Raw genomic sequence first — 14,762 nt, 5'->3', positions numbered from 1 at the left:
CGAACAATGGGTCTTAACACATAAGTTTAATTTATCAAATAATCAGTGATGTGGTGTGAGTGAATCATACATTTGTGACTCGCTCGACTTCTGCTAAGCTGGTGACGCCTAAACGGGCCTTTTCTAAGGCGGACATGCGCAGCGAATACATCCCTTCGGTAATTGCCTGTTCGGCGATTTGAATGGAATTACCTTGCTCCATAATCAGTTTAGCAATTGCACTGCTCATGGGCATCACCTCGTAAATCCCAACTCGTCCCTTATAACCGCCGGTACACTTATCACAACCCTCCGGTTCAAATAATTGAACTCCTGCGCTGATTTGGTCTTGATTAAAGCCGATCTTGGGTAATAAATGCGCCTCGATTATCTTCGGTTTTTTACAGTGTTCACAGAGTCGTCGCGCCAAACGCTGGGCGATGATCAAGCTGACCGAGGATGCGATGTTAAAGGCTGGGACCCCCATATTCAGCATCCGGGTCAGGGTTTCGGCGGCGGAATTAGTATGCAGGGTCGACAGCACTAAGTGGCCGGTTTGCGCCGCTTTAATCGATATTTCTGCGGTTTCTAAATCGCGGATCTCCCCAACCATTACCACATCAGGATCTTGACGTAGAAAGGCGCGTAGAGCGCTGGCAAAGCTTAGTCCAGCGCGATTATTAATCTGTACTTGGTTAACCCCTGGCAGGTTAATCTCCACCGGATCTTCGGCGGTGGAAATATTAATTTCACTGGTATTGAGAATACTTAAGCCAGTATACAACGACACGGTTTTACCGGAACCGGTGGGGCCGGTGACTAAAATCATCCCTTGCGGGCGAGCTAAGGCGTCTAAATATAGCTTTTTTTGTTGCTCATCGTAGCCAAGCGCGTCGATGTTTAGCTTGGCCGCCGAAGAGTCGAGGATCCGGATCACGATTTTTTCGCCCCACATGGTGGGCAGAGAATTCACCCGCATGTCGATGGCCTTGTTACGGCCGGTCTTGAGTTTTATTCGACCATCCTGTGGTAGTCGACGTTCGGCGATGTCCATTCGCGCCATTACTTTGAGCCGAGCCGAGAAGCGATTGGCCAGGTTAATCGGTGGGCTGGCGATTTCGTGTAACAGTCCGTCGATGCGAAATCGGATCCGGTATTTATGCTCATAGGGCTCAAAGTGTAAATCGGAAGCGCCGCGGCGGATCGCGTCCATCAAGATCTTATTGATGTAAACCACGATGGGGGCATCGTCTTGTTTATTGGTTTGCTGCTCATCGAGGCGTGAGCCTTCCTCACTAACTTCTAAATCGTTGATATCCTCATCAGAAATCTCGCCTAAATCGAGGTTGGCGCTGTCATCGACTAGCGATTGAATGGCGTTAAATAGCTTGTTTTCTTCAACCAGTAGCGCTTCGACGTGCAGGCCGAAGCTAAAGCCAAAATCTTCGAGGGCGGTCACATTGCTGGGATCGGCCATCGCCACATACAGGGTCTGTCCCTGGCTATAAACCGGCAAGACGTGGTGTTTAAAAATCAATTTTTCGTTGAGATATTTCTGCGGGATCTCACTAAGCTCGATGGCATCTAAATCTAGCAGTGGAATGCCAAATTGGCTTTCACAAAAATCCGCCAGCTGTTTGCTGGAGAGCAGTTCATTCTCGACCAATACGCTGGTAAAAGCACGCTGCTCTTGCTTACTGCGTTGATACAGTTCGACGAGGCGTTGTTCTTTGTCGGGAAAAGAAACGGCCAAGCTGGAAGCAAGGCCGTTGAGTTGAGTTGCTGTTGCCATTAAATTCTTAGCACAGACCAGCAGCTCGGCAGGAGCCACCGATGGTCCAAGTGATCTGGCTGTTTGTCGAAACAGCGGCTTGCATGGTGTAAGTTGCGCTGGCAAATGTAGCAGCTGAACCAGTCGCTGTTAATAGTCCAGTATCAGCCATGGATACCGAAGCTACGTTAGTGGTATCAAATGCGCCGGCTACAGCCGCGGTAGCTGCTTCATCACACTTAGCTGCGAGCGCTAATGCTAAAGTAGTGTAGCCACCACTTTGCACACAAATTTCAAATGAAGTTTTTGCGGGTCCGGCTGCTGCGACGACTTCAGTGAATTTGGCGCGCTTGGTATAAGTTTGATACGCAGGCAAGGCTACTGCGGCGAGGATTGCGATAATTGCGACTACAATCATTAATTCGATGAGCGTAAAACCGCTTTGTTTGTTGGCTACTTTGATTTGAAGATTTTTGACTGTTTTCATTGCGTCTTTCCTTTACACAAGTTTTAAGTTGTTTATCTACCGTTTTATTATCGGGTTGCAATAAATTAACGCCGTTAATTCAGCCACATCCCTTACTGTACGGTGCTGCAAATCTATACTGATTAAAGCACACGAATGTTATAAGTATAGTTATTTTTAGAAAAAGACAATTAAATCGTGATCTTAGCGGGGCTTTGATTTGAGAGGCTGTAAATGTATTTATACAGCCTTGTTTAACTAATCGATTTTATTCGGCGACAAAGCGCATACTTAGGTCTAGCGCTTTGACATGTTTGGTTAAAGCGCCTACCGAAATATAGTCAACCCCTGTTTCGGCATACTGGCGAATGGTGCTTAGGGTCATATTGCCAGAGGCCTCTAACTTTGCTCGGCCCTGGTTGAGCTCAACCGCTTGACGCATCAACTCGACGCTGAAATTATCTAACATTACCACATCGCTGCCTGCATCGAGCGCTTGGTTTAACTCGTCGAGGTTTTCCACTTCCACTTCCACTTTTTTCCCCGGTGACAACTGGCGCGCCTTGTCTATTGCAGCTTTAATACTGCCACAGGCCATGATGTGGTTTTCTTTTATGAGAAAAGCATCGAACAGTCCGAAACGATGATTATGGCCGCCGCCGCAGCGAACCGCATATTTTGAGGCAAAGCGTAAGCCCGGTAGCGTTTTTCGGGTATCCAGTAATTGGCATTGGGTGCCAGTAAGCAAGTCACAATAGGCAGCCACTTGCGTGGCAATTCCGGATAGGGTTTGAATAAAGTTGAGTGCACAGCGCTCACCGGTTAATAAAATCCGCGCAGGACCACTTAAATAGCAAAGGCTTTGGTTTTCGACAACCTTGTCGCCGTCTTCAACCAACCACTCTATGCTGACTTGTCCACCGAGTTGGCGAAACACTTCATCGGCAAATTGGCGACCCACAAATACCGCATCTTCGCGGCTGATAATTTTAGCCCTACTGACTTGTTGTTCGGGAATCAGCCCCGCGGTGATATCTAGCTGCGGGTCTAAGTGACTTAAATCTTCAATGAGGGCTGCGCTGACATTAGCGCGCAATTGTTCGAGGTTCATGCATCGATTCTCTGATAGTTGCGATAGTGATGATGGTTTGTAGAGTATATACCCTAGCATGTAGCGCATTCTAACTTAGAAGGCTTAAGCTTGCATGGGCAAATATTGGCTTTATGATAAGCGAATTGTCAGGCGCTATTGTTTTATGGCTAAGGAGAGAGTTTTGCAGATTAATCAGCAGCATCAACTGGTACAGGCGCAGCAGCTGCCAAGTCAGTTTCATAATCAGCGACCTGAAGATGAGATCAGCCTGTTGGTTGTGCATTGTATCAGTTTACCACAGGGCGTTTATGGCAATGGCTATGTTGATCAGCTGTTTAGCGGTACTTTAGATTGTAGTGCTGAGCCGAGTTTTGCCGACTTAGCTGGCTTAGAGGTCTCTGCGCACCTGTTGATTGAGCGTGATGGTCAATTGAAACAATATGTGCCATTTAATCGGCGCGCATGGCATGCTGGGGTATCGACTTACCGTGGGCGGGAAGCTTGCAATGACTTTTCCATTGGGATTGAATTAGAAGGAACCGACCATAGCGCCTTTACTCAGGCTCAATATCAAGCCCTGGTAGCGGTGACTCAAACACTATTGGCGCATTATCCACAAATGAGCAAGCAAGCAATTGTTGGGCATAGTGAGATAGCGCCGGGAAGAAAATCAGATCCCGGAGAGGCGTTTGATTGGGAGGCGTATCTCGCGGCTTTATGAGCATGCTTGGTTTGCCATGAGAATTGACTTACTATTTGTTTGCATGGCAGACATTTATGGAGAGCAATCAATCAGATGTCATTAATATCACTATTATTAGCATTAAGTTTAGAGCGGGCCAGACGGATTGGTGCTAATTGGTGGTGGCAGCATGTCTTCCATTGGTGGTTGCAGCGCTTCGATAGTAAGACGGCATTTTGGCAAATTATGATGACGGTGATCTTCCCTACCGGATTGCTTGCGGGTTTGCAGTTTGGCTTAAGCGGTTGGTTATTTGGTATTCCTAGTTTGTTGTTGTGGATCTTTGTGCCGCTATTTACGCTAGGTTGTCCGCCTTTACAACAGGCTTACCGGGACTATTTACGTTTAGCTGCCGCTGGTAAGCAACAGGCTTGTCTCGAATTTAATCAATTATTGCTCAATCAAATGCATCCCATGCATCAAGTAGAGGAGAATCAGCCCTTGGCGGTCTCCACCGGAACGCAACTGATGTGGTTAAATTATCGTTATTATTTTGCAGTGATATTTTTCTATGTACTGGCGGGGCCCGCAGGCGCGGTATTTTATGGCTGTTGTCGTAGCTTATATTTGCATAAGAGCACTGAAGTTCAGGCTTTGTCTCCTGCGGTGAATGTGTTTATGCATTATATTGATTGGTTGCCAAGTCGCTTGGCGAGTCTGTGTTATTTAACGGTCGGTCATACCCATCCCGCGCTGCCGATTTGGTTGCGCTCATTAACCGATCGCCACCACAGTAATGGTTACTGGTTAAGCAAGGTGGCGGTTGCCGCTGAGCTTTCCAATAGCGATTTAGTGAGCGACATGTTATGCGTGACAACCACCAGTCGTTTTGTGAGTCTGGCTAAACATGGCATCTTATTGGCGATTGCGGTGATTGCCGCACTCACCATTGGTGGATGGTTGATTTAGGATTCTAGCCTGCAAGCCGTAGATTTTGTTTATCGATTGGGGGCGCAGATCAGCGCATTGATTTGCCTCAGGCGAAGCGCTCGTTGTTGATTAGCTTTTACTGCGAACAAGTCAAATCGAATTTAACAGATTAAGCAGCAGTGAAGTCGATGGCGTTCATCCCAAGGGATTCATTTGATCCGGTTATTTGCAGCACTCGCTGTGCTTAAATAAATCACAAATATACACGACCAGCTCTTGTTGAAGTACTCCGAGGTTTTGATTGGCTGCTGGTGGCGCATAACGCGACGACATATTTATTTCACATTATCCCCCTATCTTTGGTTTTGTTGTTACATCGTAGTGATCTGCATCACAAAAAAAGGTCTGACCAAGTATATTTGTACGACAAATGCATTTACAATGAATTGGCTTTGTTGTGGGGCTATTTGATGTAGATCAATTTTTCTAGACAAGGTGTTTCCTATTTGTTAATTTGCTTCGGGTAAATTGGTAATACCAATCATTAACTAGATGGAAATAGATGAGCTACCAACGAATTAAGCCGCTAAAACTTGCTGAAGTGATTGCAAAGCAACTGGAGCGAATGATCTTAGAAGGTAGTTTACCACCAGGAGAACGCTTACCTGCGGAGCGAGAGCTGGCGAAACAGTTTGACGTGTCTCGGCCATCTCTGCGTGAGGCGATTCAGCAGTTAGAAGCAAAAGGTTTAGTGGTTCGTAAACAAGGGGGCGGGACCTATGTACAACAAAAGTTGCGCGAAGCCTTAACCGACCCTTTGTTTGAGTTGTTGGCGAGTCATGATGAAAGCCAACTTGATTTACTAGAGTTTCGTCACGCCGTTGAAGGCATTTCAGCTTACTACGCTGCGTTACGCGGCACTGAAGCCGATTTGGAAAAAATCCAAGTTTGTCATGAGAAAATTGAACTTGCCCAACAAGATGGAAATACGGCCAATGAAGCAAAAGCAGTCTTAAGTTTTTATGAAGCGATTACCGAAGCTTCACATAACTTAGTGTTGTTTCATTTAATTCGAGGTTTAAGCCCACTGTTGGAAAAAAACATCATGGACAATTTTCAGGTTTTGTATCGGCGTCCAAATGTTGCGGAGAAAATCCGTTACCACCGCGGCTTGATGCTACAAGCTATACTCGATAGCAAACCTGATGATGCCCGTGAAGCCTCACATAAACATTTGGCGTTTATTGAAGAAACGCTATTGGAAATCGAGCGAGAAGAGAGCCGAGTTGAGCGCTCTAATCGTCGTTTAAAACAATTGAAAGTTTAGCCCAAGCTTCGGTTTGGATAATCATAAATTACTGATAAGGAAACAGCCATGTCAGAGGTACTGAAGCATGATATCGACTCAGTCGAAACTGCTGAGTGGATAGATGCCATAGAATCTGTGATCAAAGAAGAAGGCGTAGAGCGTGCCCAGTTTTTGTTAGAGCAGGTTATCGCTAACGCTAAGATTGATGGTTTATCTGCCGCTGGCGGGGCCATTACCACGGATTACATCAACACTATTGCGGTTGGTGAACAGCCTGAATACCCTGGTGACAGCGTGATTGAACGTCGGATTCGTTCTATCATTCGTTGGAATGCGATTATGATCGTATTGCGTGCTTCTAAAAAAGACTTAGACCTTGGTGGCCATATGGCTTCTTATCAGTCTTCAGCGGCCTTTTATGAAGTTTGTTTTAACCACTTCTTCCGTGCGCGTAATGAGCAAGACGGTGGTGATTTAGTTTATTATCAAGGGCATATTTCTCCAGGGATTTACGCTCGAGCCTTTGTTGAGGGGCGTTTAACTGCCGAACAGCTTGATAACTTCCGCCAGGAAGTGGGTGGTAATGGCCTGAGCTCTTATCCGCATCCCAAGTTAATGCCAGAGTTTTGGCAGTTCCCAACAGTATCGATGGGTCTGGGTCCTATTTCTGCGATTTATCAAGCTCGTTTCTTAAAATATCTGACAGGACGTGGTCTTAAAGATTGTACCCAACAACGGGTATACGCCTTCTTGGGTGATGGCGAGATGGATGAGCCAGAATCACGCGGCGCGATTTCTTTTGCTGCACGCGAGAAGTTAGACAACTTATGTTTCTTGATTAACTGTAACTTGCAGCGCCTTGATGGTCCGGTTATGGGGAACGGTAAAATCATTCAAGAGCTCGAAGGCCTATTCAGAGGCGCTGGCTGGAATGTGATTAAGGTCGTTTGGGGGAGCGAATGGGATAGCCTACTGGCTAAAGATAGCTCCGGTAAATTATTGCAATTAATGAACGAAACCATTGATGGTGATTACCAAACCTTTAAGGCTAAATATGGTGCCTATGTGCGTGAGCACTTCTTTGGCAAGTACAGCGAAACCGCTGAGCTAGTTAAAGACATGTCTGACGATGAGATTTTTGCCCTGCGTCGTGGCGGACATGATCCAGTCAAGCTTTACGCCGCCTTTGATAAAGCACGTAATACTTCAGGTGTTCCAACGGTTATTTTAGCTAAAACCGTGAAAGGTTATGGCATGGGCGAAGCCGCACAAGGTAAGAATATTGCGCACGGCGTGAAGAAAATGGATATGAACTATGTTCAGCAGTTCCGCGATCGTCTCGGTGTTGATGTGAGCAATGATGATTTACCTAGCTTGCCTTACATTGAGTTAAAGCCCGGCACTCCAGAGCACGATTATTTGCATGCTCGCCGTAGCGAATTGAAAGGTTACACGCCAACTCGTTTAACTAAGTTTAGCCAAGCTTTAGATATTCCCGAGTTGAGTGAGTTTGATGCCTTATTAGGTGAACAAAAACGCGAAATCTCAACTACGATGGCTTACGTTCGAGCCTTGAATGTGATGTTGAAGAACAAAGGTATTGGCAAAAATATCGTACCAATTATTGCCGATGAAGCGCGTACTTTTGGGATGGAAGGTTTGTTCCGCCAAGTGGGTATCTATAATCCAGGTGGTCAGGTTTATACCCCGCAAGATAGAGAGCAGGTGTCTTACTATAAAGAAGATACCAGCGGTCAGGTCTTGCAAGAAGGGATTAACGAACTGGGGGCGATGAGTTCTTGGGTTGCAGCTGCAACTTCATACAGCACTAACGATGTACCCATGATCCCGTTCTACATTTACTACTCTATGTTTGGTTTCCAACGTGTCGGTGATATGTGTTGGATGGCCGGTGACCAACAAGCACGTGGTTTCTTATTGGGTGCCACGGCAGGTCGAACCACCTTGAACGGTGAGGGCTTGCAACATGAAGATGGTCACAGCTTAATTTTAGCGAATACCATTCCAAACTGTCTTTCTTACGACCCAAGTTTTGCTTTTGAAGTGGCGGTTGTATTACAAGACGGTTTACGTCGGATGTACGGTGAGCAAGAGAATGTTTATTACTACTTGACCTTAATGAATGAGAATTACCATCAACCTGCGATGCCAGAAGGTGCAGAAGAAGGTATTCGTAAAGGTATCTACAAGTTTGAAAGTAATCAGGGTAGTAAAGCCAGTGTTCAATTACTGGGTTCAGGTACCATCATGCAGCAAGTATTAAAAGCGGCTAAGGTATTAAGCGAAGAATACGATATTGCGTCTGATGTATTTAGTGTGACTTCGTTCAACGAGTTAACTCGTGAAGGGCAAGCGATTGAGCGTTCCAATATGCTGCACCCTGAAGCTGCTGAGCAAGTTCCATTTATCACCGAAACTTTAAGTGATTTGCCAACAATTGCGGCTACCGATTACATGAAGCAATACGCTGAGCAAGTTCGAGCCTATGTGCCGGGTAGCTATAAAGTTTTGGGAACTGACGGTTTTGGCCGCAGTGATAGCCGTGAAAACTTGCGTCGTCACTTTGAGGTGAATGCCGATTATATTGTGGTTGCCTCGCTAGCTGAACTAGCCAAAGCAGGTACTGTTGATAAGAAGTTAGTTGTTGAAGCAATTGAAAAATATGGCATCGATGCTGACAAAGTTAACCCTCTCTACGCGTAAGGGCGAAGTGATATGAGTATTGAAATTTTTGTACCTGATATTGGTGCCGATGAAGTCGAAGTGACCGAAGTTCTTGTCCAAGTAGGCGACAGTGTAGAGTTAGAGCAATCGCTTATTTCGGTTGAAGGCGACAAAGCTGCGATGGAAGTTCCGGCATCGCAGGCTGGTGTGGTGAAAGAAATTAAAGTTGCGGTGGGTGACAGTGTTGCCACCAACAGCTTGATTATGATTTTTGAAGCGGCAGGTAGTACCGCTGCGGAGGCCTCAATTGAGGCGGCTGCTCCAGTTGCAGCCGAGCCTGCCGCCAGTGCGGTCGAGCCTGTTCATGTTCCCGATATCGGCGATGATGAAGTAGAAATTACTGAAATCGCAGTGAAAGTGGGTGATGTGGTTGAAGCGGAACAGACCCTGATTTCTGTTGAAGGTGATAAAGCGGCGATGGAAGTTCCTGCGCCTATCGCCGGAACCGTGAAGTCGATTAGTGTTGCAGTTGGCGATAAGGTGACCACCGGTTCGTTGATTATGGAATTTGAAGTGGCGGGTAGTGCACCTGCTGCTAGCGCTCCTGTTGCAGCTTCTGCGCCAGCAGCCCCTGCCGCGAAACAAGAACAACAAGTCGTTATTCCAGATATTGGTGATGATGAAGTTGAAGTGACTGAAGTTGCGGTCGCGGTCGGTGACAGCATTGAACTGGAGCAAACTTTAATTTCGGTTGAAGGCGACAAAGCTGCGATGGAAGTTCCGGCACCGTTTGCTGGCGTTGTGACTGCACTTAAGGTTGCTGTTGGCGATAAAGTGAAAACGGGTTCGTTGATCATGCTGTTTGAAGTAGAAGCGGCCGCTCCTGAGGCTCCAGCTCCAACAGTCGCCCCAGCAGCAGCGCCTGCAGCGGCGAAACCAAGCCCAGCACCAGTGGCGGCTTCAGCATCGGCGCAGGCCAGCGAATTTGTCGAAAATAACGCTTACTTCCATGCCTCTCCGGTGATCCGCCGTTTAGCCCGTGAGTTTGGCGTTGATCTCGCTAAGATTAAAGGCTCGGGCCGTAAAGGCCGCATCGTTAAAGAAGACGTACAAGCTTATGTCAAGCAAGCCGTTAAACTATTAGAGTCGGGCGCCAAGGCTGGCGGCGGTTCTGGTATGGACGTCATGGCGTGGCCAAGTGTAGATTATTCAAAGTTTGGTGAAGTGGAAGAAGTGCCACTTTCCCGAATTCAGAAAATATCGGGCCCTGCACTGCACCGTAACTGGGTTAAAATTCCACACGTTACTCAGTTTGATGAAGCTGATATCAGCGAAATGGAAGCTTTCCGTAAAGAGCAAAATGTGATTGCTGAGAAGCAACAAATGGGGTTCAAAATTACCCCGTTGGTGTTCATGTTAAAAGCTGCTGCGAAAACTTTGGAAAGCTTACCCAAGTTTAATTCGGCTTTATCGGATGATGGCAATAGCCTAATTATGAAGAAGTACATTCATATTGGTATTGCGGTAGATACGCCAAACGGTTTAGTCGTACCGGTGGTCCGTGATGTCAATAAGAAAGGTATTTATCAACTCTCTGAAGAGCTGGTTGAGATTTCTAAGAAGGCACGAGCGGGTAAGTTGACGGCTTCAGATATGCAAGGCGGCTGTTTTACTATTTCTAGCCTAGGCGGAATTGGCGGAACGCAATTTACACCTATTGTGAATGCGCCAGAAGTGGCAATATTAGGGGTATCGCGTAGCGAGATGAAGCCAAAGTGGAATGGCAAAGACTTTGTGCCTAAGTTGATGTTGCCATTGGCATTATCTTACGACCACCGAGTGATTGATGGCGCTGATGGTGCTCGTTTCATCTCTACGCTGAGTGGTTTATTGGGCGATATTCGCCGATTAGTACTTTAGTCAGTTGGGCTGGGTGTTTTGCATCCAGCTCTTCTTTTTTATCGTGATTAACCGTAAACTCAGTTGAGCTGTATGTACGAATACAAATACCCTACAGCGGCTTAACAACATAACAATACCAAGAGGTCATCGATGAGTAAGGAAATTAAGACCCAGGTGGTAGTACTAGGAGCAGGCCCTGCAGGTTACTCTGCCGCCTTCCGTGCTGCTGATTTAGGTTTGGAAACTGTAATTGTAGAACGTTACGCAACCCTTGGCGGAGTCTGTTTAAACGTAGGCTGTATTCCATCAAAAGCATTATTGCATGTTGCTAAAGTGATTGAAGAAGCAAAATCGCTGGCCGAACATGGCATCGTTTTTGGTGAGCCTCAGACTGACATTAATAAAATCCGTACCTGGAAAGAGAAAGTGATTAGCCAGTTGACGACGGGCCTTTCTGGTATGGCTAAAATGCGTAAGGTTCAAGTTGTACAAGGATTGGGTAAATTTACTGGCGCAAACTCTTTAGAAGTTGAAGGTGAAGAGGGTGTCACTACCATTAACTTTGACAATGCGATTATTGCCGCAGGCTCGCGTCCTGTGAAGTTGCCATTTATCCCGCATAACGATCCGCGCGTATGGGACTCAACTGATGCTTTAGAGCTGAAAGAAGTTCCGGGTAAGTTGCTAGTGCTAGGTGGTGGTATTATTGGTCTAGAAATGGGCACAGTATATGGAGCCTTAGGCAGTGCAATTGATGTTGTAGAATTTGCTGACCAACTAGTTCCAGCTGCCGATAAAGATGTAGTGCGGGCATACACCAAGAAGGTGAAAAGCAAGTTCAACATTATGCTAGAAACGAAAGTGATAGCCGTCGAATCGAAGACCGATGGTCTATATGTGACTTACGAAGGTAAGCAAGCGCCACATGAGCCGGTGCGTTACGACGCTGTATTAGTTGCAGTAGGTCGGGTTCCAAATGGTCTTGGCTTAGATGCGGAAAAAGCCGGTATCGAAGTGACGGAACGGGGCTTTATCGAAGTGGATAAACAGCTGCGTACTAACGTACCACATATTCATGCGATTGGTGACATTGTGGGTCAACCGATGTTGGCGCATAAAGGGGTGCACGAAGGCCACGTGGCTGCGGAAGTGATTTCTGGTAAGAAACATTTCTTCGATCCTAAAGTTATTCCTTCGATTGCTTACACCGAGCCAGAGATGGCATGGGTTGGTTTAACCGAGAAAGAAGCCAAGGCGCAAGGTATTAACTACGAAGCCTCGGTGTTCCCATGGGCCGCTTCTGGTCGTGCGATTGCTTCTGATTGTCCCGATGGGATGACCAAAATGATTTTTGATAAAGAATCAGGTCGAGTGATTGGTGGTGCCGTTGTGGGGACTAACGGTGGTGAATTACTCGGTGAAATTGGTTTAGCAATCGAAATGGGTTGTGATGCCGAAGATATTGCCTTGACCATTCATGCTCACCCAACTTTACATGAGTCGGTTGGCTTGGCTGCTGAAGTATTTGAGGGAAGTATTACCGACTTACCAAATGCTAAAGCCAAGAAAAAGAAAAAATAGACCGAAAACCTCTAAATATATAGTTTAATAAAGGCAGCCTCGGCTGCCTTTATTGTTTTTATTTTCAAGGAATGAATGATGCGGACGCTATGCAATAGCTTGGTTTTTCTGGTTTTGGTGAGTGTCTCGTCCAGCCTTATGGCTCGACCCAAAATCGGTTTAGCCTTAAGTGGAGGAGGTGCAAAAGGTGCCGCTCATCTTGGTGTGATTCAGTTACTTGAAGAATATCATGTGCCCATCGACTATGTCGCAGGCACCAGTATGGGGGCGTATTTTGGAGCGATGCTAGCAATGGGCTACAGCGCTCAAGAAATTGAGCAGCGCACTTTTGCGCTGAATTGGGCTCGTGGTTTTGTGGATGATGTGACGCGCAGTGAACTGTCGTTACGCAGCAAGAAACAGCAAGATAATTATCAGATCCCACTTCCGATAGGATTGAATAAGCAAGGTTTGCAGATGCCTAAGGGGGCAGTGCAGGGGCAAACCATGGCTGAATTATTAAGAGATGCAAGTGGTAATTTGGAGGCGCTGAGCAGTTTCGATCAATTAGCGATTCCCTATCGCGCGGTTGCTACCGATATGGCGACGATGCAGCCTTATATCTTAGGTCGCGGCGATTTGGCGGTGGCAATGCAGGCTAGTATGTCGGTACCAGGGCGCTTCGTCCTGTAGAGCTGGATGGTAAGTTATTATCTGATGGTGGGGTTGTAAATAACCTGCCAGTCGATGTGCTGCAGCAGATGGGCGCAGATATTATTATCGCGGTAGACATTGGTGACCACCTTAAACCACAAAGTGAATTGTCTACCGCGATGGCGATGGTCGACCAGCTATCGACCTTCTTGACTCGTTCCGGCACCGAGCGGCAAATAGCATTGCTTGGTCCTGATGATCTGTTAATCAGTCCAGACATGAGTGGCATCGATACCGCTGACTTTGGCTTGATGCCGCTAGCGGTCGAACGCGGTAAGCAGACCGCGCGTGATCACATCGAACAATTAGCTAAACGTTTAAACTTATCTGCACCAGCTGAAGACTATGCTAAGTATCAACAACAGGTGGCTCAGCGACGGGCACAATTGAAGCTGCATGAGCGCTTCCTCGTCAGTCGGGTTGAGTTAAATAATCATTCAGCTTTAAGTGACCAAGTGATATTAACCCGTTTGCAGCTGCAAACCGGGGAGTTGTTATCGAAGGCCGAATTGGAACAGCGGATCCGGCAACTATATGCTTTGGGTACCTTTGAACGGGTTGATTACCGGATCAGTAGCGACCATGGCGATAATGTCATCTACCTCGACACCCAAGAAAAAAGTTGGGGACCTGGCTATTTCGATATGAAGTTTGCTTTACAAGAGAACTTTGTCGATCGAACCGAGGTTAATTTGGGCTTGGGGTTTAGCTTAAGCAACTTAAATGATTTAGGGGCCGAATGGCGAAGCGAAATCGAGATGGGCGAGATAAAACGAGTCTTTACTGAGTTTTACACGCCAATGAGTGATAATTTGCGTTATTCCTGGGCTCTTTCAGCTGAATATGAAAAACGCAGTCGCCGACTATATGACGAGATAGAAGGTAGTGAGTATCTTGATGCAGACTTTAGCGACACCAATTTAGCTAGCGAGCTGGCGTGGAATCGAAGACCTTGGCAGGAATGGGTGATGGGGGTCGCGGTTACACGAGGGGAGGTTAAAGCTGCAAGTGTGAATGCAGCGGCCAATTATTGGTTGTACGGGCCTTACTTCAGCTTTAGTTTCGATACCTTAAATAGTTGGGCCTTTCCTACGGACGGTAAATTATTTGAGGCCAGCTTGTATATTGATCACGAAAATATTGATGACTACTCCAGTGCTTTTGCGCCTAGCTTTGAGGCGCGCTGGAAATTGCCCTTTGGTCAAGATCAACATCATTTTAATTGGTTTGGTGAATACGGTAGTACCGGTAGTGACTTTATTATTCCAACTGACGCCCAAGATTTAGGCGGCTTCTTACGTTTATCGGGTTTTCAATATGAACGCTTATCTGGACGTTATAAGGCCTTGAGTGGTTTGATGTACTTTTATCAGTTGCACGATTATCAATCCCCGATATTGCAGGCACCGATGTTTGTTGGTGGTTCTTTGGAAAATGGTGGAGTTTGGAACGAGTCTGCAGATATCTCTCTGGGGAGTTCAATTTGGGCCGGTAGTGTTTTTGTCGCCTTAGATACCAGCTTATTGGGCCCTGTGGTCTTGTCCTATGGGCATAATCGGCAACAGCAATCCTTATATATATTTATTGGCAATGACTTCTAAAAATCCACTAAATGTGAACAAATTGTAACTTTTAGCTCTGTGGCTAAAGTATAATATTAATCTTAATCTA

General features: G+C 46.4%; 11 protein-coding genes. 8 read left to right on the top strand and 3 right to left on the bottom strand.

Translation table 11 applies throughout. The features are described from left to right. Positions 1-64: 64 nt before the first annotated feature. From pilB to nadC, 3 genes are all read right to left on the bottom strand, one after another. Positions 65-1,771, bottom strand: coding sequence for a type IV-A pilus assembly ATPase PilB (pilB, locus tag ACRRSW_RS18655; protein WP_432460122.1), 1,707 nt, complete (start codon positions 1,769-1,771; stop codon positions 65-67). Positions 1,772-1,778: 7 nt separating this feature from the next. After that, positions 1,779-2,237: a pilin gene (locus ACRRSW_RS18650; protein ID WP_432460121.1), complete on the bottom strand. Its 459-nt coding sequence runs from the start codon at positions 2,235-2,237 to the stop codon at positions 1,779-1,781. A gap of 247 nt (positions 2,238-2,484) precedes the next feature. Next, positions 2,485-3,327 (bottom strand): carboxylating nicotinate-nucleotide diphosphorylase, encoded by an 843-nt coding sequence (gene nadC / locus ACRRSW_RS18645; RefSeq protein WP_432460120.1) that lies wholly within the window; start codon positions 3,325-3,327, stop codon positions 2,485-2,487. A 163-nt stretch (positions 3,328-3,490) separates the two neighbouring features. Here nadC and ampD point away from each other — a divergent pair, with 163 nt between their 5' ends. The 8 genes from ampD (at position 3,491) to ACRRSW_RS18605 (ending at position 14,692) form a co-directional block, all read left to right on the top strand. After that, a complete protein-coding gene (ampD, locus tag ACRRSW_RS18640) occupies positions 3,491-4,030 on the top strand; it encodes a 1,6-anhydro-N-acetylmuramyl-L-alanine amidase AmpD (protein WP_432460119.1) in 540 nt (179 codons plus the stop codon). A gap of 75 nt (positions 4,031-4,105) precedes the next feature. Continuing rightward, a complete protein-coding gene (gene ampE, locus ACRRSW_RS18635) occupies positions 4,106-4,960 on the top strand; it encodes a regulatory signaling modulator protein AmpE (RefSeq protein WP_432460118.1) in 855 nt (284 codons plus the stop codon). 523 nt (positions 4,961-5,483) lie between these two features. Next, on the top strand, positions 5,484-6,248 hold the full coding sequence (gene pdhR, locus ACRRSW_RS18630) for a pyruvate dehydrogenase complex transcriptional repressor PdhR (RefSeq protein ID WP_432456063.1): 765 nt from the start codon (positions 5,484-5,486) through the stop codon (positions 6,246-6,248). A gap of 48 nt (positions 6,249-6,296) precedes the next feature. Further along, positions 6,297-8,954 carry a pyruvate dehydrogenase (acetyl-transferring), homodimeric type gene (gene aceE, locus ACRRSW_RS18625; protein WP_432456064.1) on the top strand — a complete coding sequence of 886 codons (2,658 nt, stop codon included), beginning with the start codon at positions 6,297-6,299 and terminating at the stop codon, positions 8,952-8,954. Between the two features lie 12 nt (positions 8,955-8,966). Beyond that, positions 8,967-10,835, top strand: a complete 1,869-nt coding sequence (aceF, locus tag ACRRSW_RS18620; RefSeq protein ID WP_432460117.1) for a pyruvate dehydrogenase complex dihydrolipoyllysine-residue acetyltransferase — start codon at positions 8,967-8,969, stop codon at positions 10,833-10,835. 132 nt (positions 10,836-10,967) lie between these two features. Continuing rightward, positions 10,968-12,398, top strand: a complete 1,431-nt coding sequence (lpdA, locus tag ACRRSW_RS18615; protein ID WP_432456066.1) for a dihydrolipoyl dehydrogenase — start codon at positions 10,968-10,970, stop codon at positions 12,396-12,398. Between the two features lie 75 nt (positions 12,399-12,473). After that, entirely contained in the window at positions 12,474-13,070 is a 597-nt protein-coding gene (locus ACRRSW_RS18610) for a patatin-like phospholipase family protein (protein ID WP_432460116.1), read from the top strand. A 68-nt stretch (positions 13,071-13,138) separates the two neighbouring features. Continuing rightward, a complete protein-coding gene (locus tag ACRRSW_RS18605; RefSeq protein WP_432460115.1) occupies positions 13,139-14,692 on the top strand; it encodes a POTRA domain-containing protein in 1,554 nt (517 codons plus the stop codon). Positions 14,693-14,762 lie beyond the last annotated feature (70 nt).

Origin of the sequence: Agarivorans sp. QJM3NY_25 (assembly GCF_050870875.2) — a bacterium.
Lineage (GTDB): Bacteria > Pseudomonadota > Gammaproteobacteria > Enterobacterales > Celerinatantimonadaceae > Agarivorans.
The sequence above is the reverse complement of the archived record's forward strand: the minus strand, read 5'-3'. Positions and strand labels throughout refer to the sequence as shown.

What these genes read in the sequence shown, in the direction of transcription:
- pilB (WP_432460122.1), bottom strand. Translation starts at nt 1,771, where the DNA reads ATGGCAACAGCAACTCAACTCAACGGCCTTGCTTCCAGCTTGGCCGTT.
- ACRRSW_RS18650 (WP_432460121.1), bottom strand. Translation starts at nt 2,237, where the DNA reads ATGAAAACAGTCAAAAATCTTCAAATCAAAGTAGCCAACAAACAAAGC.
- nadC (WP_432460120.1), bottom strand. Translation starts at nt 3,327, where the DNA reads ATGAACCTCGAACAATTGCGCGCTAATGTCAGCGCAGCCCTCATTGAA.
- ampE (WP_432460118.1), top strand. Translation starts at nt 4,106, where the DNA reads ATGTCATTAATATCACTATTATTAGCATTAAGTTTAGAGCGGGCCAGA.
- pdhR (WP_432456063.1), top strand. Translation starts at nt 5,484, where the DNA reads ATGAGCTACCAACGAATTAAGCCGCTAAAACTTGCTGAAGTGATTGCA.
- aceE (WP_432456064.1), top strand. Translation starts at nt 6,297, where the DNA reads ATGTCAGAGGTACTGAAGCATGATATCGACTCAGTCGAAACTGCTGAG.
- aceF (WP_432460117.1), top strand. Translation starts at nt 8,967, where the DNA reads ATGAGTATTGAAATTTTTGTACCTGATATTGGTGCCGATGAAGTCGAA.
- lpdA (WP_432456066.1), top strand. Translation starts at nt 10,968, where the DNA reads ATGAGTAAGGAAATTAAGACCCAGGTGGTAGTACTAGGAGCAGGCCCT.
- ACRRSW_RS18610 (WP_432460116.1), top strand. Translation starts at nt 12,474, where the DNA reads ATGATGCGGACGCTATGCAATAGCTTGGTTTTTCTGGTTTTGGTGAGT.
- ACRRSW_RS18605 (WP_432460115.1), top strand. Translation starts at nt 13,139, where the DNA reads ATGGGCGCAGATATTATTATCGCGGTAGACATTGGTGACCACCTTAAA.